The sequence below is a fragment of the Mesorhizobium sp. P2_C4 genome, from assembly GCF_056404575.1.
On the sequence record NZ_JBFUDT010000002.1, the window covers coordinates 1,002,101 to 1,022,845 of the forward strand.

Here is a 20,745-nt window from a genome sequence, read left to right on the forward strand (position 1 = left end):
AGGCAAGGCAGGGACGCCCCTCCCCCTCAGCGAGAGAAGGGCGCTTGCCCCGACTATTGCACGGGCTTCAGGCGCAGCAAATGCATCAGCCGCAGGCGGTTGTTGTCGTGGTTTTCAGGGTTCATCACCGGCTCGTCCTTGGTCACCCAGCCGGTGAAGCGCTTGGTCGAATACTGGTACCAGGTCGGTCCGTTGAACACCGGCACCACCGGAAAATTGTCGGCGATGATGACTTGCACCTGGTCGAACAGTTTCTTGCGCTCGTCGTCGGTGGTCGCCTTGCGGTAGGCATCGAACACCTTGTCCAGCTCCGGGTTGGAATAGCGCGACGGTGCGCTGGTGATACGCCCGGCAAAGGCCGTCGACAGCGACTGGTAATAGCCGCGGAACGGTGTCGGGCCGTCCGCGCGGGAGTTCATGACCGCATCGAACGAACCGTCGAGAATCTGCTTTTGCCATTGCTCGTATTCCGGCGTCGCCACAGAGGCGTTGATGCCGGCCTTGCGCAGGCCTTCAGTGGCGATCTGAACGGCGTCGATCCAGTCGGTCCAGCCATTGGGAACGATGATCGAGAACGCGATCGGCTCGCCCTTCGGCGTGGTGCGCATGCCGTCGGCGCCTTTCTTGTAGCCGGCGTCGTCAAGCACCTTGTTGGCCTTGTCGACGTCGTAGGTCATCCACACGTCCTTGTCGCCTTCGGCTGCCTTGTTGCGCCAGGCGTCGAACCGCGGCGGCAGGCCGCTGGCGTGCAGATTGACCACCGGATAGCCGAACCCGGCAATATCGACCATCGCCGTGCGATCCATGACCAGGCTGAAGGCGTGGCGGAAGTTGATGTCGTTGAAGGCTTCGGCCAGCGCCGGTTTGGCGGTCTTGAAATTCATCTGGAAAGCGATGGTTTCCGCCGGCGGCTGCCAATAGCCATTGTGGTCCTTGTCGAGCGCGACATAGGTCTTGTCGATCTCCGGCAGGAACGAGCCGATCCAGTCCATCGACCCCTCCGGCAACAGCGCCAGCATCTGGTCGTTGCCGGCGATCTGCGGCAGCTTCAGGCAGTCGACATGCAGCGAGGCGGCGTCCCAGTAGTTCGGGTTGCGGCACTGTTCATAGACCTGCGGCGTAAAGCGGCGGATCTCCGTCATCGGACCCGATCCCACAGGCTTCTCGTTCTTGAAGGCGAGCGGATCGGCGACGTCCTTCCAGATGTGCTCGGGCACCACGGGGAAATCGGCCATCGATTCCGGAAAATGCGTGTCGATGTCCTTCAGCGTGATCTTGACTTCGGTCGGCGACGGCGCCTCGACCGAGGCGACGCTGCTGCCGACACCGACAGTGTCGACCGCCGGGTTCTTCAACATCAGGTCGAGCGTGAATTTCATGTCCGCCGAGGTCAGCGGCTGGCCGTCCGACCATTTGACGCCGTCGCGCAGCGTGTAGGTGATCGACTTCAAATCGTCGGAGAATTTGTAACCCGTCGCCAGCCGGTAGATCGGCTTGCCGCCGTCATAATCGTTGAAGATGACCAGCGGCTCATAGACGAAATCCATGGTGCTCTGACGGCGCCCACCGAGATCGAACGGGTTGAAATTCTGCACCCAGCTCGTCTGCTCCTCGATGTGCATGGCGAGCACCGATTCGGCGGACGCCGATCGCACGCCGAAGGGAAAAGTCGTGGCAATGGTCGCGGCGACGAGCGCCGTGCCCATCAACAGCCGCCGGCGTGAAATCGCCGTCGACAGGTCTTGCGGGTAACGCAGATTCGGGTCTGGCAGCTTGGCGGTCATGCTTCATTTCCCCTTGGTTGATTGCCATTCCGCCTCTTCGGGCGAATAAGATAAATCAATTTGATTTAATCCTAAGTGGGAAACGGTGCTGCCGTCAACGCCTCTGTTCAGCATTGCCGGTTGAAGGTCCCAGAGCCGCTGGATGCCAAGGTCTGGCACAGATGCCGGCGGTGCGGAATGCGTTGGATTGATGCCCAGAGGATCGTCTCTTATCTCCTCTTGATAGATTGCGCTCGACATCTATATGAGGTATAGATTTCGAGTGAACTCTAAAGGGAGACTGACGATGCGTGTGAGTCGTAGTCAGGCCGCGGAAAACCGCGAAACCGTAATCAACGTCGCAAGCCGCCTTTTTCGGGAGCGCGGCTTTGACGGCATCGGCCTCAAGGATTTGATGAAGGGTGCCGGACTGACCCAGGGCGCCTTTTACAAGCAATTCGCGTCAAAGGAGGATCTGGCTGCGCAGGCGTCCAGGCGGGCGATGGAGAGCGCCACCCACCGATGGTCGGCCGCAACTGCGACGAACCCTGAGGATCCGCTGGGCGCGGTAATCGGATTCTACCTCAGTATGGGCCATCGCGGAGAAAAGATGGACGGTTGTCCGATCGTGGCGCTCGGTTCGGATGCCGCAAGGCAGGGCACGGACGTGAAGGCGTCATTCGAAGCCGGCATCAAGGAGCATCTCGAGATCCTCGGCCGTTTCATTGCCGAGACCAATGGCGAGGAGACCGGCGGCAAGGCCACGGCCATTCTCTCGACGATGGTCGGCGCGGTGCTCCTTTCGCGCGTCGTCAACGATCCCGATCTCGCACAGGCTTTTCTGGATGCGGCGACCGATCAGGTTCGCGACGCAGTCGCCGCTTGAGCGTTGCCGGTAGCGCTGTCGGTGCACCCAAGTGATAGGAGAATAGATGCGACGGATTGTTGTTACAGGCATGGGAGCGGTCACCCCCCTTGCCGCGAATGTCGAAGCGTCCTGGTCGCGCCTCTTGGCAGGTCGTTCGGGCATCCGTAGGCTTCCGGACGATGTGGTGGGAGACCTGCCGGCGAAGATCGGCGGCGTGGTGCCCTCCTTGGAAGAAGATCCGGACGCCGGTTTCGATCCCGATGTCGTCCTGTCTGCGAAAGATCAGCGCAAGGTAGACCGGTTCATTGTCTTTGCGCTGGCTGCGGCGGAAGAGGCGCTTGCGCAGGCGAAATGGAAGCCTGCCTTGGAAACGGATCGCCTGCGCACAGCCACGATCATCGCTTCAGGGATCGGCGGGTTTCCCGCCATCACCGAGGCGGTGCGCACGGTGGACACGCGCGGTGTCCGCCGCCTGTCGCCGTTTACGGTGCCGTCCTTCCTGGTGAATCTTGCGGCAGGTCACATCTCGATCCGCCATGGCTTCAAAGGTCCGCTCGGCGCGCCGGTGACGGCGTGCGCGGCCGGCATCCAGGCGATCGGCGATGCGGCTCGTCTTATCCGCGCCGATGAAGCCGATATTGCCGTGTGCGGCGGGACGGAAGCATGCATGAATATCGTCAGCCTCGGTGGGTTTGCCGCGGCACGCTCTCTTTCGACCTCCTTTAATCACCGTCCTGATGAGGCCTCCCGGCCGTTCGACAAGTCGCGCGACGGCTTCGTCATGGGCGAAGGAGCCGGCGTGCTGGTCATCGAGGAGTTGAGCCACGCGCTGGCGCGCGGCGCAAAACCGCTGGCCGAGCTCGTCGGCTACGGGACGACCGCGGATGCTCATCACGTCACTTCCGGTCCTGAGGACGGCGACGGTGCGCGCCGAGCCATGCAGATCGCCATTGCGCAAGCAGGGATTTCGCCGCGCGAGGTTCGTCACCTCAATGCGCATGCGACCTCCACGCCAGTCGGCGACCTGGGTGAGATCGAAGCGATCAAGAGCCTGTTCGGGCGCGATTTCGCGATAGCTGTCAGCGCAACGAAATCGGCGACCGGACACCTTCTCGGAGCGGCCGGCGGGCTTGGTGCCATCTTCGCGATCCTGGCGCTCAGGGATCAGGTGGCACCGCCGACGCTCAATTTGAGCGCTCCCGATCCGGCCGCCGACGGCATCGACTTCGTCGCAAACGAGCCCCGGCCAATGGCGATGGAGTATGCGATCTCAAATGGCTTCGGCTTTGGCGGCGTGAATGCCAGCGCGTTGTTTAGGCGCTGGCCCGACGCGAGCGTCAAGGACGCTCACAACTGACGCCCTTTGCTCCGACCTTTCATGCTTCTCCCACTCCGATCCAACGCAAAGAAAGACATGATTTCCATGAACAAGACCAATCCTGGCGTCGCCCTGGTGACAGGGGCATCCTCCGGCATCGGGCGCGCAACCGCCAACACCCTACGGAACGCGGGCTTTCACGTATTCGGAACCAGCCGTCGCACGGCCTCCAAGCAATCCGACGGCGTTACCATGCTGACCTGCGATGTGACCGACGACGCGTCCGTTGCGAAAATGGTCGATGACGTCCTGGCAAAGGCCGGGCGCATCGACCTGCTTGTCAACAATGCCGGCATGGGGCTGTTTGGCGGCGCGGAGGAGTCCTCGACCGCCCAGGCCCAGGCGCTGTTCGACGTGAACGTCTTCGGCGTTTTCCGCATGACCAACGCGGTGTTGCCGGCAATGCGACGCCAAGGGAAGGGCAGAATCGTTAATTTGAGTTCGGTGCAGGGGTTTATCCCCGCTCCCTATTTCGCGCTTTACGCGTCGACCAAACATGCCATCGAGGGCTATTCCGAATCGCTCGATCACGAATTGCGCCCGTTCGGCATTCGCGTTTCGTTGGTGGAGCCTGCCTATACCCGCACGTCATTCGAGGACAATCTCGCCGCCCCCGATCAGTTGCTTGAAATCTATGACTCCGCGCGCGCTGGCATGACTGTAGCCGTGCGGAAAGCGATGGAAACAGGCGATGCGCCCGAAGTGGTAGCCAAGACCGTTTTGGCCGCTGCGACCGATCCCGCTCCAAAAAAACGCTATGCGGCGGGAAAGATGGCGCGCCAGGTCAGTTTCCTGCGCCGGTTCGTTCCCGCGTCCGCATTCGACAAAAGCCTGCGAAAGCAGCTCGGGCTGCCGGTCTGACGGTTCGGGCTGCGCTGCCATTGCGTCCCTCGAACGGAGAAGCGTGTCCCAAGCCTTGGTCGCCGGCTGACATTTTCGACGTGAATGCGCCGCCAAAACTCAACCGCCGCGTGCCTACGCCATTTCAGGGCGTTTTGACGCCTCGCGGATCGCCTTGTGCACGCCGCGCTGCAGATCCATGAACGCCGGCGTTTCCATGACCTCTTCGCGGCGTGGACGCTCAATATCGACATTGAAGGTCTGGGTGATGCGTCCGGGGCCAATGCCCATGACGACAATCCGGTCCGAGAGATAGACGGCCTCCTCGACGTCATGGGTGACGAACAGCACCGTCAGCCGGTGCTCTTCCCAGATCTGGGTCAGGAGTTCCTGCATCTGATGCCTGGTCAAGGCATCCAGCGCGCCAAAGGGCTCGTCCATCAGCAGCATTTTGGGTCGATAGGAAAGCGCGCGGGCAATGGCGACGCGCTGCTTCATGCCGCCTGAAAGTTCGGATGGATAGCGATCGGCGCAATGCGGCAGCTTGACCAGGTCGAGATGCTCGAGCGCGATCCGCCGGCAGGTCGAACGGTCATGGCCGGCGGCCTTGAGGGCAAATTCGATGTTCTGCTGCGCCGTCAGCCAGGGAAGCAGTGTGTAGGATTGGAAGACGACGCCGCGGTCGAGCCCCGGCTGAAGGATTGGGGCGCCGTCGATGGCAAGCTCGCCGGCGTCGAAATCCTGAAGTCCCGCGACGATCGAAAGCAGCGTGCTCTTGCCGCAACCCGATGTGCCCACCAGCGAGACAAACTCGTTGCCGGCAAGATCGAGATTGATATCCCGCAGCACTTCCGTGCGCCGCTCCCCCGAGCCGAAGCTCTTGTGGAGGCCTCCGATGTGCAATTTGGGAACACTCATCGGCTGCATCTCATTGCGACTGGCCATCCTGCTGGAACAGCACTTTCTCGAGCGCCTTCATGACCTGGTCCGTGACCAACCCAAGCACGCCCAGCAGCAGGATGTAGCCGATGATGGTGTTGGTCTGGAAATAGCGCTGCGACACGGTGATGCGATAGCCGAGGCCGGAGGTCGCCGCGACGAGTTCCGCCAGCACGAGCCATGTCCAGGCCCAGCCGAGGCTGATGCGCAACGTGTCCCAGATACCCGGCAAGGCACTCGGCACCACGATGCGGGTCAGGATCTTGCGATCCGGCAGGCCGAGGGTCCGCCCAAGGCCGATGAAGTCCTTCGGCACCCGCTTCACATTGTCCATGATCATCAGGACCTGCTGAAAGAAGGTGCCGATGAAGATGATCAGGAACTTCTGCGTATCTGCCGTACCGGCCCAGAGGATGGACAGGGGCACGAAAGCGACCACCGGCATGTAGCGGATGAAATCCACCAGCGGCTCGACCGCTGCTTCCCACGACCTGAAACTGCCGATCAGCACGCCGATCGGGATCGCCAGGGCCGAGGCAATCAAGAATCCGATGGAAATTCGGTACATCGACGCCTTGAGATCGATCCACAGCGTGCCATCGCCGGCGAGCTTGGCAAGCTGGCTTGCCACACTGCCGGGCGATGGCAGGAAGATGGCCTTCACCGCGCCAAGGCCCGTCGCCGCCCACCAGGCAAGACCAAGCCCGACGAAGACTGCGACGGCAATCATCACAAAGCGCGACCGGGCGATGGGCACGCCGATCCCTGAGGATCGGCGGCGCGCCGGCGCGCGTTTCGTGGCTGGCTCGGGAGGCGGGCTCGTGGTCACAGCACGCTCCTCGGCCGTTTTCGTTGTCACGTGATCAGGCCTTCGTCACTCAGCTGCCTTGACGAAAGCCGGGTCGATCATCTGCTCGGGCGTCACATCTGCCTGAAGCAGCTTGGCGTTCTTGGCGGCGGCCTCGACATCGGCAAACGTCTTGGTCGAGAAATCGCCGGTCAACGCCGTCTTGTTTTCGGCGAGCGAGTAGTAGCGCACGCCGTCAAAGGCGGTGTTGAGGTCTTCGACGCTCGAACCGACAGCCTTGGAGATGATGGCGCGGCCACCGGGCGTGTCGGCATTGTAGTCCTTCAGGGCTGCGTCCCAGGTCTTGATCATGGCCAGCACCTGCCCCGGACGCGACTTGATCACTTCATCGCGCACCACCAGCACGTCACTGATCAGGCCGGGATCCTCACCGGCGGTGAAGATCAGCTTGACGTCCTTGTTCTGCGCCATGGCCACGGTGAGATAGGGCTCATAGGTGACCGCGACCGGAACCTGACCCGCGATCAGCGCCCCGCCCGCATCGGACGCCGGCATCGGCACCGGCTGGACATCGTCGATGGACATGCCGTTCTTGGCGAGCGCATATTTGAGCAGGATGTCGCTGGTCGTGCCTTCCTCGAAGGCGACCTGCTTACCCTTTAGATCCTTGACCGATGTGACGTCCTTGCCGGCGATCATCGCATCTGCCGTCATCGAGACATCGAGCAACAGCACGATTTTCACCGGCAGGCCGGCGGCAACCATGCCCATCGCCGTGTGGGTCGCGATGTTGGCGGCGTCGAGCTGGCCGCTCGCCAGGGCAGCGTTGATATCCTTGTCCTCGGCAAAGTTCACGATCTGGACGTCCGCCAGCCCGTTTGCCTTGAACAGGCCCTTGGCCTCGGCGACATGCCACTGGCCATATCCGAGCCACGGTTCGATGCCGATCTTGAACGAGCCAGCCTCGGGCGCGGTCGGAATGGTCGCATCGGCCGCGGCTGCGGCCTGACTGGCGGCGATGCCGATGGCCGCAGCCATGAACAGCGCGCGAAATTGTCCTGTGAGGTTACGCATCGTCATTGTTCCCCTTGATGCCGGATCACTTCTTCAACAAAGCACCGGTCTGGTGAGAAGGCGGGTTCTGCTCTCGCGGCTCTTGCCTGGCGTTTTTCCGCAGCCTTCATGGAAGTGCAACGGCATTTCAACGTCGGCGAAAGCCGTTGTCAAGAAGTAAAAATACATACATGCATATACAAGTCATGGCTCCTCATCGTCAGGCATTCTTGGACGGAGAATAGCGGCTGCCAAGGGCGTAGCGGCTGCCCGCATAGGTCAGTTTGCTGATCGTCGCGACCACGGCGCCGGTCCATGTGCGGTGATGCAGAAAGAGGCAGCAGTCGCCGACCTCGATGCCCAGATGCAGCGCGGTCTCGGTATCCGCCGGGATGGCGGAGATGATGTGCTCGACCTCGGTCACCGGGGTTTTCTGCATGAGGTAGTCATACGTCGCCGTCTTCGTGAAATCCTGCTTGTCATAGTCGGGGATGAGGCCCGGATTGACGAAGCGCTCTTCGACTTGCACAGGCAGGTCGTTCTCGAAATTGACAACCACGGAATGGTAGACGGGAACCCGTTTGGCCATCTCGAAGGCAAGCATCAGTTCCTTTGCCGGCATGATGGTTTCGAGGACGAGCACTTCGGAACGGTGCTTGTTGCCGCGCCCGACAATTTCCGCCGCTATGTTGTTGATCTCAAGCAGGGCCGACTGCGGCCGAGGCGGAGCAATGAACGTTCCAACGCCCTGAATGCGAACCAGAAATCCGGCCGACGTCAGTTCCCGCAAGGCCCGATGGATGGTCATCCTGGACACGCCGAGCGATGCCACGAGTTCGTTTTCGGACGGCAGCTTGCGGTCCTTGCTCCAGCGGCCGGTCCCGATATTGGTCAGGATGTAGTCCTTCACCTTCTCGTAAAGTGGGCTGGCCGTATTGGGCAAGGTGTTCATTTTCAAAGTCCTTTCCGGCAATCCATCGAAAATCATGCGCCCTCTGCAGGTTGCTGCATCCGGATGATCGTTTTCAAGCCATCGGCTCGCCCCGCCAACAACCGCTCATAGGCAGCGGGAACGTCATCGAGGCCGACCTCGCGGTCGATCAGCTCGATCAAGGGCTGCGTCAGTTCACCGAGCAGCGCAATGGCGTCGGGAAGCTCGTCTGCAAACGCATGGCAGCCCAGCAATGTGATTTCCCGCTCAACCAGGATGTTGGGATCGATGTCGAGACGGCCATGGAATATGCCGACCATCGCCACCGCGCCGCCCGGATCGAGAACACCCAGCAACTGCTCGAGTGCGGCGATGCTGCCTGTCGCTTCGACCGCGGCGAGCAAGGGGGCATGCGACGTGGCCGCGGCGATGGCTTCGCGGGTCAGTTCGACCGGCACGGCGCCGGTGACCCGCGCCACCAGCGCGCAGCGGCTCGGGTTGCGATCGGTGACCAGAATGGTCCCCTGGAATGTTCGGGAGAGCAGCAAGGCAACGAGACCGCCTATCGGCCCGCAACCGGTGACGAGGACGCAACGTCCGGTTTTCGGCAGGCGCCGCACGGCATGCAAAGCCACCGCAAGCGGCTCGGCCATAGCAGCGACCCGCTCGTCAAGCGCGGCATCGACGACGTGCAGGAGACGGGCGGGCAAGACGGTCTCCTCGGCGAAGCCGCCGTCGCAGACCTCACCGATAAACCCAAGCGAGAGGCAGTGCTGCCTCCGCCCCGCGCGGCACTCGGCGCAGTCTCCGCACCAGAAGCGCGAATCGGCGACGACCCTGTCGCCGACGGCGACCGTGTCCACGCCCTCCCCGACCGCTGTGACCTCGCCTGTCAGTTCATGACCCGCCGTCGACGGCGACCGGCTTATCCACTGGCCTGTCCGAAAATTATGCAGGTCCGAGCCGCAGATGCCCGCGGCCGCGACCTTCAGCTTCACCCAGCCCGCATCGGGATCGCCTGGCGCCGCGATGTCTTCGACGCGCAAGTCCCCGGGTCCATGCAGGCGTACGGCTTTCATGGCGAACCCTCAAAGGGCGAGATAGCGGTTGCGGATCTCCGAAATCGCATTTTCGTGGGAACTGAAGCCCTCGTAGCGGGCCAGTTTGCGCGCATGCCCGGCCAGTTCGGGATAGGCTGCCGAAGTGACATACCCAACGGACGAGCGCTTGACGAAATCCGTAACCGAAAGCGGCCCATAGGTTCGCGCCCAGCGGCTGGTCGGGAGCACCGCATTGGGTCCGAGCACAAAATTGGCGAGCGTCACCGGCGTATGCGGACCCATCAGGATTTCGGCCGCTTCGGTGATCTGTCCAAGATGCGCAAACGGCTCCTTCGACAGGATCTCGAGGTGCTCGGGCGCATAGTCGTTGATGAAACGATAGCTGTCTTCCAGCGACGCCGTCAGTACGATGCCGCCGCGCTTTCCCGTCAGCACCGCGCGCGAAAATTCAACACGCTGCTCGGTCATTCGCGACCAGTGTTCCGGAATGGCGGCAAGGGCGGCTTCAGCAACCTTGCGGCTGTGGGTGACGATATAGGCCGACGAGTCGGGCCCATGCTCGGCCTCGATCAAAAGGTCGAGCGCGGCAAGGCCGCCATCGATGCTGTCGTCGACAAAGATGATCGCTTCGGAGGGACCGGCCGGCAGACCGGTGTTGATGACCGAGGACAACAAGCTTTTTGCCGCAACCACCCACGGGCTACCGGGGCCAACGATCTTGACGGCTGGCTTCACCGTCTCGGTGCCGTACGCGACCGCCGCGACGGCCTGGGCGCCGCCGCATTTGTAGACAGTGTCGACGCCGGCAAGGCGGGCAGCGACCAGAGTGGCGGCGTCCACCGAACCATCCAACGTCGGCGGCGTCACGATGGCGATCTGCGGCACCCCGGCGATCACGGCGGGAACCGACGTCATCATCGTTACCGACGGGAAGGCCCCCTTGCCGCGTGGAACGTAAAGCGCGACCGAAGAAATCGGCGTGTATCTGTCGCCAGCATAGGCGCCCGGCCGAACCTCTTTCAGCCACATCGGTTCCGGCCGCTGCTCCAGGTGAAAACTCCGGATGTTGCCGATGCCGTATTTGATGCTCTCGGTGACATCCTTTTCGACCTTGTCGAACGCAGCATCGAATTCCGCCTCCGAGACCTTCAGCTCGCCTTCGGCCACATTGGCCTTGTCGAACTCCCGGGCGAACCGGATCAGCGCCGCATCGCCTTCATCCCTGACCGACTGGATGATCGGCCGGACCTTTTCGACAAAGGTCGACAGATCGCCTTCGGCACGCTTCAGCAAATCGGCCCGCTGGGCGGCATCGATCGACGACAGATCATGAAAGCTGATGTCAGACATGGGTGTTCCTTCTCTCGGAAAATAGGGTCATGCCGGCAGAGGCTCCCATAAAGTATGTACAACCACATACAAGATGCCAAGTTGATTCTCGATGTCCGGCTCAGCGCCGCAGCGCAGCTGCCCTCACCCGGTCATATCGACGCCAGAAAGCCGCCATCGACCGGGATCGATTGTCCGGTTATGTAGGCGGCGGCATCGGACGCCAGGAACACGGCGACCCCATGCAGATCGGCGACGTCGCCGAAGCGTCGTTGCGGTATCTTGGCAAGCATTGCCCGCTGCCAGGCCTCGTCGCTGTAGAAGACATCGGTCATTGCTGTCCGGAAGTATCCAGGCGCGATGGCGTTGACGCGGATGCCGAACTCCGCCCACTCCGCCGCCAGAGCCCGCGTCATGCCGAGCAGGCCCGATTTCGACGACCCGTAGGGCACCGCCGTCGGCACGCCGACTTCCGATGTCAGGGAGCAGAGATTGACGATGACGCCTGGCCGCCCCGCCTCCCTCATATGGCGGGCGGCTGCCTGGGCGCAGAAGAACGCGCCCTTGAGATTGGTGTCGACGATCCTGTCCCACAGGGCTTCCTCGACATCGAGTGATGGCCGGACCTCTTCCACGCCGGCATTGTTGACGAGGATGTCGAGGCCGCCGAGCAGGCTGGCTGCCTCCGCGACCGCGCTCCTGCAGAACCCGACATCGGTGACGTCAAGCGCCAGCGCATGCGCGATGCCACCGGCTTGACGTATGGCCGCAATCGTCTCGTCGAGCGACGGCAAGGCACGTGCGGTGACCGCGACGTCGGCGCCGGCAGCACTCAAAGCCTCGGCAATACTGCGCCCGATGCCGCGGCTGGCGCCGGTGACCAGCGCCTTTTTACCGGAAAGGTCGAAAAGAGAAGCATTGCGCATGTGAGTCCATTCCCTCGGTGCCGTCTTCCGATCCACCGGCCCGTCTCGGGCCATCTAGCGGTGGTTGCCCACGCTGGCATACATGCCGGTGGTGCGAAATTGCGTCGGGTTGATGCCGTACAGGCGGCGAAAGACCTTCGAAAAGTAGTTGGCATCCTCGAAGCCGCACATGATGGCCACTTCCTTCACCGGCAGGAAGTCGGCTTTCGTCAGCAGTTTCGCCGCCCGCTGCAATCGCTGCTGCAACACGAATTCGGCCGGCGGCAGACCCTCGCTCTCGGCGAAGCAGCGCGAGAAATGCGCGCGGCTGAGTCCGCTGATCCCCGCCAGGTCGTCAACCGACAGCGGCCTGTCGAGATTGGCCTTGATGTGATCGATCACCGGCTGCATGGGGCTCTTCTCGTCGGTGAAGGCATGCGAGCCGAAGACATCGTCGTAAAGTGCCATCGCCGCCTCGTAGGCGACGGCGGACGCGGCTCCCGGCGAGACCGCGCCCTTGACCAGGCGCACGCTGCAGTCGGCGAGATGATCGATCGTCGATGGCTGCAACCGCAGCACCGGGCCGACGGCGGCAAGGACCAGCTTGTGGATGCGCAGCGCCTCATCGCCGTTCATCGATATCCAGAAATATTCCCAGCGCTCGCCCTTGGCCAGCCAATAGCGGTGGTTGTGCGGCACCAGCACCAGCAAGGTGTCGCCCTTTTGCAGGCGGTAGTTGCGGTTCTCGTAGCGCAGCCGGCCAGTGCCGCCGATTGTGTGCTGGAGCACGGTAAACGGCGTCTGGCCGCGCTTGCGTCCATCCCAGTCGTAGACCTCGTTCTCGCGCACTTCGTAGCCGGTGCTGGTCGGCATGGTGTGCAGGCGCTGACGGCCGCGCGGCAGGGAGACGGTTCTGGCCGATGGTCCGGTGTCGATCAGGTCGCGCAGCACAAAATTACCCCTGAAAGCACAATCCTTCTCTGGTCGCATCGCTGAATAGGCGCATAATCCCTCCCGAAAGCAAAAGAAGCCGCAGTCGAGGAGCGGTCAGGAGGAGACGTCGGATTCGGGTTTGTCGTGGCTGCTTGCCGCGGCATGTGGATCAAATTTCCTTTTGCCGCCCTTACCTAACATTTCGGCAGGATCGAGGTGAAGTGATGAGTTTCAAAATCGCCATCATCGGCGCGGGCAGCGTCGGCTTCACCAAGAAGCTGTTTACCGACATTCTGTGCGTTCCGGAATTCAGGGACGTCGAGTTCGCGCTGACCGACCTTAGCCAGCACAATCTCTCGATGATCAAGGAGATCCTCGACAAGATCGTCGAATTCAACAAATTGCCGACCAGGGTCACGGCGACGACCGATCGCCGCGTTGCCCTCGAGGGAGCTCGCTATATCATCAGCTGCGTGCGCGTCGGTGGCCTCGAAGCCTATGCCGACGACATCCGAATCCCCTTGAAATATGGCATCGACCAATGCGTCGGCGATACGATCTGCGCCGGCGGCATTCTCTACGGCCAGCGCAACATCCCGGTCATTCTCGACTTCTGCAAGGACATCCGCGAACTCGCCGAGCCCGGCGCGAAATTCCTCAACTATGCCAACCCGATGGCGATGAACACCTGGGCTGCAATCGAGTATGGCAAGGTGGATACCGTTGGCCTCTGTCATGGCGTCCAGCATGGCGCCGAACAGATCGCCGAAGTGCTCGGAGCCAAATCGCATAGCGAACTCGACTATGTCTGCTCTGGCATCAACCATCAGACCTGGTTCATCGACCTGCGCCTCAACGGCCGCAAGATCGGCAAGGACGAATTGGTTGCGGCTTTCGAGGCGCATCCGGTTTTCTCGCAGCAGGAAAAGCTGCGCATCGACGTCCTGAAGCGCTTCGGTGTCTATTCGACCGAAAGCAACGGGCACCTTTCCGAATATCTGCCCTGGTACCGCAAGCGGCCAGACGAAATCACCCGCTGGATCGACATGTCGGACTGGATCCATGGCGAAACCGGCGGTTACCTTCGCTACTCCACCGAAACGCGCAACTGGTTCGAGACGGAATTTCCGCAGTTTCTCGAATCCGCCGCCAGGCCGATCGATCCTGCCAAGCGCTCCAACGAGCACGCCAGCCACATCCTGGAAGCGCTGGAGACCAACCGCGTTTATCGCGGCCACTTCAACGTCAAGAACAATGGCGTCATCACCAATCTGCCGCAGGACGCGATCATCGAGTCGCCGGGCTTCGTCGATCGCTTCGGCATCAACATGGCCTCGGGCATCACCCTGCCGGAAGCCTGCGCCGCCACCTGTATGTCCTCGATCAACGTCCAGCGCATGTCGGTTCATGCGGCGATATCAGGCGATATCGACCTTCTGAAGCTGGCGGTCCTGCACGACCCGCTGGTCGGCGCCGTCTCGACGCCGGAAGAAGTCTGGCAAATGGTCGATGAGATGGTCGTCGCCCAGGCCAACTGGCTGCCGCAATATGCCCACGCCATTCCGGCTGCCAAGGAACGGCTTTCGAAATCCAGGGTCAAGACCCGCGAATGGGCAGGCGCCGCACGCCGCGACGTCCGCTCGATCGAGGAGCTGCGCGCCGAAAAGGCGGCCCTCAAACAGGCCGTCTGAGCAAAAAGGCAGAATGGATCGCGGCTGATTTTCGGGGGGAGATCAGCGGTCCGCATATCTCGAGGAGAATGGAGCGACGTAAGCGCTCCGAAACAACAGGGAGGAGAGACGATGACGAGTTTCCGAAACATTGGCATTCTTGCCGGGCTGGCGCTTAGCGTGTCCATCGCCGCGTTGAATGCGCACGCATCCGAACCGACGGTGCCACCGGCGCCCGCACAATTTCCCGCCGAAGGAAAAATCAAATATGTGGCGCGCGACTCCATCCTGGAGTTCAAGGCGCTGCCCGAATACCACGAGCCCGATTGGGTCACGCAGAAATACGTCAAGACCGGCGCGTTGCCGCCGGTCAAGGATCGGCTGCCCAAGGAGCCGCTGGTCTTCAAGACCGCCAACATGCAGGACGGCATCGGCGTTTACGGCGACACGATGCGCCATGTCATCGGCGGCCGGCCGGAGGGCTGGAACTATGGTGCCGGCCAGACGCAAGGCTGGGGTGGCATCGATATCGGCCTTTCCGAATGCCTGACGCGCACCGCGCCGCTGTTCCAGGTCGAGGCCAAGGACACCGAGCCGCTGCCGAACCTGGCCAAAAGCTGGGACTGGTCGAAGGATGGCCACACGCTGACGATGCATCTGGTCGAGGGCGCCAAATGGTCTGACGGTGTCGCGTTCAATGCCGACGACGTCATGTTCTACTGGGATGACGAGGTCATGGACCCGAACGTGTCGCCGCTCAACGGCGCCACCCAGGAAACCTTCGGCGTCGGCACGACGCTGAAGAAGATCGACGATTACACCGTCGAATGGACCTTCAAGGACGCTTTCCCCAAGCAGTATCTCTATGCCATGGCCTACGGCACCTTCTGCCCCGGCCCCTCGCATATATTGAAGCCGCAGCATCCGAAATATTCGAAGAACACCTATGAGCAGTTCAAGAACGCCTTCCCGCCGGAATATATGAACCTGCCGGTGATGGGCGCCTGGGTGCCGGTCGAATACCGGCCGGACGACATTATCGTGCTGCGGCGCAACCCCTACTATTGGAAGGTCGACGAGAAGGGCAACCAGCTGCCTTATCTCAACGAACTTCACTACAAGCTGTCGACCTGGGCAGACCGCGACGTCCAGGCCGTTGCCGGCGCCGCCGATTTCTCAAATCTCGAGCAGCCTGAAAACTTCGTCGCCTCGCTGAAGCGTGCGGCGGAAAAGGACGCACCGGCCCGTCTCGCCTTTGGCCCGCGTCTGATCGGCTACAATCTGCGCATGAACTTCTCCGCCAATGGCTGGGGCAACCCGGACGAACGCGGGCAAGCGATCCGCGAGCTGAACCGCAATGAGGACTTCCGCAAGGCGGTCACCATGGCACTCGACCGCAAGGCGCTCGGCGACTCGCTGGTCAAGGGTCCGTTCACCGCGATCTATCCGGGCGGCCTGTCCTCGGGCACCAGCTTCTATGACCGGAATTCGACCGTGTACTATCCATTCGATCTCGCAGGCGCCAAGGCGGAACTTGCCAAGGCAGGCCTGAAGGATACGGACGGTGACGGTTTCGTGAACTTCCCGGCCGGCACCGCCGGCGGCAAGAACGTCGAGATCGTGATGCTGGTCAACAACGACTACACCACCGACAAGAGCCTCGCGGAAGGTGTCGTCGGCCAGATGGAGAAGCTTGGCCTGCGCGTTGTCCTCAACGGGCTGGACGGTGTCCAGCGCGACGCCTCCAACTATTCCGGCCGCTTCGACTGGCTGGTAAGGCGTAACGACCAGGAGCTCACCTCCGTGGTGCAGAACACCGAGCAACTGGCCCCTGTCGGCCCGAAGACCAGCTGGAACCATCGCGCTCCGGAAAGCGGTCAGGTCGATCTGATGCCGTTCGAGAAAGATCTCGTCGACATCGTCAACAAGTTCGTCTCGACGCAGGACAATGACGAGCGTGCCAGCCTGATGAAGCAGTTCCAGAAGATCTCGACGGAACACATCTACACGATCGGCCTGACGGAATATCCGGGCGCGCTGATCATCAACAAGCGCTTCTCGAACATCCTGCAAGGCACGCCGATCTTCATGTTCAACTGGGCTGAAGACTCGATCATCCGCGAACGTGTCTGGGTCGCCGCCGACAAACAGGGCAAGTATGAGCTGTTCCCTGAACAACTGCCCGGCAAGCCCGGAGACAAGGGTCCGTTGAACTAGTGCCTGTCGCCCAAAAGCGCGCAGCGGTTTTGGGATAGCGATAGGCATCAAAGCAGAAACTTAAAGCGCGCCGCCACCCGCGTTGCGCTTTAAGATCCTCCCAGACGAAAAGACCTTCCGGCCGCGCCGCGGCGCGGCCGGACAAGAAAGAAACCGCCGGCTGCACCTACCAGGAGCAACTGCCGCAAAAGCGAAGCGAACCGTCAAATGTTACGATTCCTGCTCGTGCGCATAGCCTCAGCCTTACCGGTGCTGGTCATCCTGAGCGCGGTCACTTTCGCCATCATCCAGGCGCCGCCGGGCGACTATGCGGATTACATTCGCTCCCAGCTCATCAATCAGGGTGGCGCCTCCTTCGCCGAGGCCGACGCCCAGGCGCAAGCCTACCGGGTCCAGCACGGGCTCGATAAGCCGTTGCTGGTCCAGTATTTCAACTGGATCGGCGGCATCGTCACCCACGGCGATTTCGGCTACAGCCTCTACTACAACAAGCCGGTTGCCGATGTGGTCGGCGAGCGCTTGCCGCGCACTTTGCTGCTCGCCCTGGTGTGCCACATCCTGGCTTCCGTGCTCGGCATCGGTTTCGGCATCTGGGCGGCGACCAGACAGTATAGCTGGATTGACAGCGCGCTTTCGACCGTCGCCTTCCTCGGCATGACGGTGCCCCGCTTCCTGATGGCGCTGATCATCGTCTATCTCCTGGTTTTCAAGTTCAACGTATCCGAGATCGGCAGCTTCTTCTCGCCGCAATATGGCGGCGCGCCATGGTCTTGGGCAAAATTCGCCGATCTCGTCAAACATGTCTGGCCGGTCGTTGCGATCGCAACCTTTGGCGGGCTTGCCTACAATATGCGCGTCATGCGCGGCAATCTGCTCGACACGCTGAATGCTCAGTATGTCGAAACGGCCCGCGCCAAGGGCCTGAGCGGCGCTGCGGTCGTCATGCGCCATGCGGTGCCGAACGCGCTGCATCCCCTTGTCATGTATCAGGGCGTAGTGCTGCCCTACATGCTGACCGGTGAGATCGAGACGGCAATCATCTTTGCCCTGCCGACCGTCGGGCCAGCGATCGTCGGCTCGATGGCGGTCGGCGACGTCTATGTCACCGCGACCTTCATGATGGTGCTGTCGGCGACGCTGATCGTCGGCAACATCATCGCCGACATGCTGCTGGTCCTTCTCGACCCCCGTGTCCGCCAGTATGCGGGAGCTTGAGATGCTTGCGATCGATCCCTCCCTGCCGCCCCCGGTCGAAGAACCCGTCACCAAGCGACGGCCGCATGCCAACGAGAGCTATATGGCGCTCGTCTGGCGCCGCCTGAAGCGATCCTGGACCGGCATGGCCGGGCTGATCCTGGTTGTGTTTCTGGTGTTGATGGCGGTGTTCGCCGATTTCTTCGCTCCCGTGGATCCCAAGGTGACCGATGTCGGCTTCGCTCCGCCGCAAATGATGAGCTTCCACGACAAGGACGGCAATTTCGTCTTCCAGCCGCGCGTCTATGCGCTGGCGGATTCGGAGGAGCTTGATCCCGTGACCTTCCAGCCGGTGGTCGGACCGGACTATGACCACCCGCGCCTGCTCGGTTTCTTCGTCAAGGGCGCGGACTACAGGCTGCTTGGTCTGATCCCCGCCAACCGGCACTTCTTCGGCTCGACCGATGGCCTTCCGGTGCATTTCCTCGGCACCGACAAATTCGGCCGCGATGTGCTGGCTCGCGCCATCTATGGTTCGCGCATCTCCCTGATGATCGCACTGACCGTGGTCTTCATCGTCACCGTGATCGGCACCACCGTCGGCATGGTCTCGGGCTATTTCGGCGGTGCGTTCGATGTCTGGGTGCAGCGCTTCGTCGAACTGGTGCTCGCCTTTCCGCAATTGCCGCTCTATCTGGCGCTGACATCCCTGGTCCCGGTGACGGCGCCGACCAACGTCTTCCTGGCCTTCGTGATCATCGTCATGTCGGCGCTCGGCTGGGCGCAGATGTCGCGCGAAGTCCGCGGCAAGACGCTGGCGCTGGCCCGGATCGACTATGTCCGAGCAGCGATCGCCGTCGGCGCCACCGACCGTCGCATCATCATGCAGCACATTTTCCCGAACGTGATGAGCCACGTCATCGTTGCCGTCACCCTGGCGATCCCGAGTGTTGTGCTGCTCGAATCCTTTCTCGGTTTCCTCGGTTTCGCGGTGAAGCCGCCGCTGATTTCATGGGGGCTGATGCTGCAGGACACCGCGACCTACTCGGTCATCGGCACCTATCCCTGGATTCTTGCACCCGTCGGCTTCGTGCTCGTCACCGTCTTCGCGTTCAACGCGCTTGGCGATGGGCTGCGCGACGCGGTCGATCCATACTGAGGGAAATGTGATGACCAACGCGCTCGTCAATTCCTTCGCCCCGCCTGTCCGGCTCGACCATGACGGGCGTTCGGAAAACCCGGTCATCAATGCCCGCAACATCGCGGTCGATTTCAAGGTCGAACACGGCACGGTCGAAGCCGTCAAGGACATCTCCTTCCAGCTCTATCGCGGCGAGACGATCGCCATCGTCGGCGAATCCGGATCGGGCAAGTCGGTGACGGCGCGCACCGTCATGGGGCTGCTGTCCAAGCGCGCCGTGGTGTCGGCGAAATCGACCGTCGAGTACGACGGCGCCAACATCCTGAAATTCTCCGAACGGGAGCGGCGCAAACTGCGCGGCGACCGCATTTCGATGATCTTTCAGGAGCCGATGAGTTCGCTCAATCCGATCTATACGATCGGCAGCCAGATCGTCGAGGCGATCAGGGTGCATCGCAAGGTGAGCCGCAGGCAGGCCGAGGCGCGAGCGCTTGAACTGCTGCAACAGGTGCAGATACCGGATCCTTCGGCGCGGCTGCGGCAATATCCGCACCAGCTTTCCGGCGGCCAGCGCCAGCGCGTGATGATCGCCATGGCGCTCGCCAACGATCCCGACGTGCTGATCGCCGACGAGCCGACGACGGCGCTCGACGTCACGGTTCAGGCGCAGATCCTGAACCTCATTCGCAACCTGCAGAAACAATTGCGGATGGCGGTGATCCTGATCACCCATGACCTGACGGTGGTGCGGCAGTTCTCCGACTATGTCTATGTCATGCAGCACGGCGCCATGTGCGAGCACAATGTGACGGACAGGCTGTTCGCCGATCCTCAGCATCCCTACACAAAGCATTTGCTTGCCTCCGAGCCGCGCGGCCAGGCCAATCCGCTGCCGGAAGGCGCCGGCATCATCCTCGATGCCAAGCGCGTGCGCGTCTCCTTCATGCTGCGACATGGCACGTTCCTGAAACCGGACCTGCGCGAACTCGTCGCCGTCGACAGTCTCGACCTGACCCTTTGCCGCCACGAGACACTGGGCCTCGTCGGCGAATCCGGATCGGGCAAGACGACGTTCGGTGAAGCCTTGCTCAGGCTCAACACCAGCAGCGGCGGCGAGATCTATTTCGACGGCCAGCCGATCCATGGCCGGTCGCGGGCTGAGATGCGGCCGTTGCGCTCGCGCATGCAGATCGTCTTCCAGGATCCGTTTTCATCGCTCAACCCGCGTATGACGATCGGCCAGATCATCGAAGAAGGGCTGGTCGTCAACAGGATCGGTGCGACAAGGAACGACCGCATCGACCGGGTGCGCGATGCGCTGACCAGTGCCGGCATGCCGGGCAACATACTGTCGCGCTTCCCGCACGAGTTTTCCGGCGGCCAGCGCCAGCGCATCGCCATCGCCCGCGCCATTGCGCTGGAACCCGAGTTCATCGTGCTCGACGAGCCGACATCGGCGCTGGATCTTTCGGTCCAGGCGCAGATCATCGAACTGCTGCGCAAGCTGCAGCGCGACCGGGGTCTCAGCTACCTCTTCATCTCGCACGATCTCAAGGTCGTCCGCGCGCTCTGCCACCGTGTGATCGTCATGCAGCATGGCAAGATCGTCGAAGCGGGGCCGGTCAACGAAGTTCTGTCCAATCCCAAAACCGCCTACACGCAACGGCTCGTCAAAGCCGCTTTCGAGGTAGCCTGATCGCATTTCCGGAGACTGT

At 61.9% G+C, this 20,745-nt stretch carries 17 protein-coding genes; 8 read left to right on the forward strand and 9 right to left on the reverse strand.

What is annotated here, in order from left to right; translation table 11 throughout:
* Positions 1-53: 53 nt before the first annotated feature.
* Positions 54-1,706 carry an ABC transporter substrate-binding protein gene (locus AC1DX6_RS11185; RefSeq protein WP_477313697.1) on the reverse strand — a complete coding sequence of 551 codons (1,653 nt, stop codon included), beginning with the start codon at positions 1,704-1,706 and terminating at the stop codon, positions 54-56.
* A gap of 364 nt (positions 1,707-2,070) precedes the next feature.
* Between AC1DX6_RS11185 and AC1DX6_RS11190 the strand changes: the two genes are divergently transcribed.
* From AC1DX6_RS11190 to AC1DX6_RS11200, 3 genes are all read left to right on the forward strand, one after another.
* Positions 2,071-2,649, forward strand: coding sequence for a TetR/AcrR family transcriptional regulator (locus AC1DX6_RS11190; protein ID WP_477313699.1), 579 nt, complete (start codon positions 2,071-2,073; stop codon positions 2,647-2,649).
* Between the two features lie 46 nt (positions 2,650-2,695).
* On the forward strand, positions 2,696-3,988 hold the full coding sequence (fabF, locus tag AC1DX6_RS11195; protein WP_477313128.1) for a beta-ketoacyl-ACP synthase II: 1,293 nt from the start codon (positions 2,696-2,698) through the stop codon (positions 3,986-3,988).
* Between the two features lie 66 nt (positions 3,989-4,054).
* Positions 4,055-4,870 (forward strand): oxidoreductase, encoded by an 816-nt coding sequence (locus AC1DX6_RS11200; RefSeq protein WP_477313130.1) that lies wholly within the window; start codon positions 4,055-4,057, stop codon positions 4,868-4,870.
* A 114-nt stretch (positions 4,871-4,984) separates the two neighbouring features.
* Here AC1DX6_RS11200 and AC1DX6_RS11205 read toward each other — a convergent pair whose 3' ends face one another.
* The 8 genes from AC1DX6_RS11205 to AC1DX6_RS11240 all read right to left on the reverse strand — a co-directional run bounded on the left by AC1DX6_RS11205 (position 4,985) and on the right by AC1DX6_RS11240 (position 12,826).
* The gene (locus AC1DX6_RS11205) at positions 4,985-5,767 is read right to left on the reverse strand and encodes an ABC transporter ATP-binding protein (RefSeq protein ID WP_477313132.1); all 783 of its coding nucleotides are present in this window, start codon (positions 5,765-5,767) and stop codon (positions 4,985-4,987) included.
* Between the two features lie 10 nt (positions 5,768-5,777).
* Positions 5,778-6,545 carry an ABC transporter permease gene (locus tag AC1DX6_RS11210; RefSeq protein WP_477313701.1) on the reverse strand — a complete coding sequence of 256 codons (768 nt, stop codon included), beginning with the start codon at positions 6,543-6,545 and terminating at the stop codon, positions 5,778-5,780.
* A gap of 117 nt (positions 6,546-6,662) precedes the next feature.
* Entirely contained in the window at positions 6,663-7,676 is a 1,014-nt protein-coding gene (locus AC1DX6_RS11215; protein ID WP_477313134.1) for an ABC transporter substrate-binding protein, read from the reverse strand.
* Between the two features lie 193 nt (positions 7,677-7,869).
* Complete coding sequence (gene hutC / locus AC1DX6_RS11220; RefSeq protein ID WP_477313136.1) at positions 7,870-8,601, reverse strand: histidine utilization repressor; 732 nt, start codon at positions 8,599-8,601, stop codon at positions 7,870-7,872.
* Between the two features lie 32 nt (positions 8,602-8,633).
* Entirely contained in the window at positions 8,634-9,659 is a 1,026-nt protein-coding gene (locus AC1DX6_RS11225; RefSeq protein WP_477313138.1) for a zinc-dependent alcohol dehydrogenase, read from the reverse strand.
* Positions 9,660-9,668: 9 nt separating this feature from the next.
* Positions 9,669-10,991, reverse strand: coding sequence for a histidinol dehydrogenase (gene hisD / locus AC1DX6_RS11230; protein WP_477313140.1), 1,323 nt, complete (start codon positions 10,989-10,991; stop codon positions 9,669-9,671).
* A gap of 131 nt (positions 10,992-11,122) precedes the next feature.
* Positions 11,123-11,896, reverse strand: a complete 774-nt coding sequence (locus tag AC1DX6_RS11235) for an SDR family NAD(P)-dependent oxidoreductase (protein ID WP_477313142.1) — start codon at positions 11,894-11,896, stop codon at positions 11,123-11,125.
* Positions 11,897-11,950: 54 nt separating this feature from the next.
* On the reverse strand, positions 11,951-12,826 hold the full coding sequence (locus tag AC1DX6_RS11240; RefSeq protein ID WP_477313144.1) for an AraC family ligand binding domain-containing protein: 876 nt from the start codon (positions 12,824-12,826) through the stop codon (positions 11,951-11,953).
* A 206-nt stretch (positions 12,827-13,032) separates the two neighbouring features.
* Here AC1DX6_RS11240 and melA point away from each other — a divergent pair, with 206 nt between their 5' ends.
* From melA to AC1DX6_RS11265, 5 genes are all read left to right on the forward strand, one after another.
* Positions 13,033-14,499, forward strand: coding sequence for an alpha-galactosidase (gene melA, locus AC1DX6_RS11245; RefSeq protein WP_477313146.1), 1,467 nt, complete (start codon positions 13,033-13,035; stop codon positions 14,497-14,499).
* Between the two features lie 111 nt (positions 14,500-14,610).
* Positions 14,611-16,695: an ABC transporter substrate-binding protein gene (locus AC1DX6_RS11250; protein WP_477313148.1), complete on the forward strand. Its 2,085-nt coding sequence runs from the start codon at positions 14,611-14,613 to the stop codon at positions 16,693-16,695.
* A gap of 207 nt (positions 16,696-16,902) precedes the next feature.
* Positions 16,903-17,910: an ABC transporter permease gene (locus AC1DX6_RS11255; protein WP_477313150.1), complete on the forward strand. Its 1,008-nt coding sequence runs from the start codon at positions 16,903-16,905 to the stop codon at positions 17,908-17,910.
* Position 17,911: 1 nt separating this feature from the next.
* Positions 17,912-19,048 carry an ABC transporter permease gene (locus tag AC1DX6_RS11260; protein ID WP_477313152.1) on the forward strand — a complete coding sequence of 379 codons (1,137 nt, stop codon included), beginning with the start codon at positions 17,912-17,914 and terminating at the stop codon, positions 19,046-19,048.
* 10 nt (positions 19,049-19,058) lie between these two features.
* On the forward strand, positions 19,059-20,726 hold the full coding sequence (locus AC1DX6_RS11265) for an ABC transporter ATP-binding protein (protein ID WP_477313154.1): 1,668 nt from the start codon (positions 19,059-19,061) through the stop codon (positions 20,724-20,726).
* Positions 20,727-20,745: the final 19 nt, after the last annotated feature.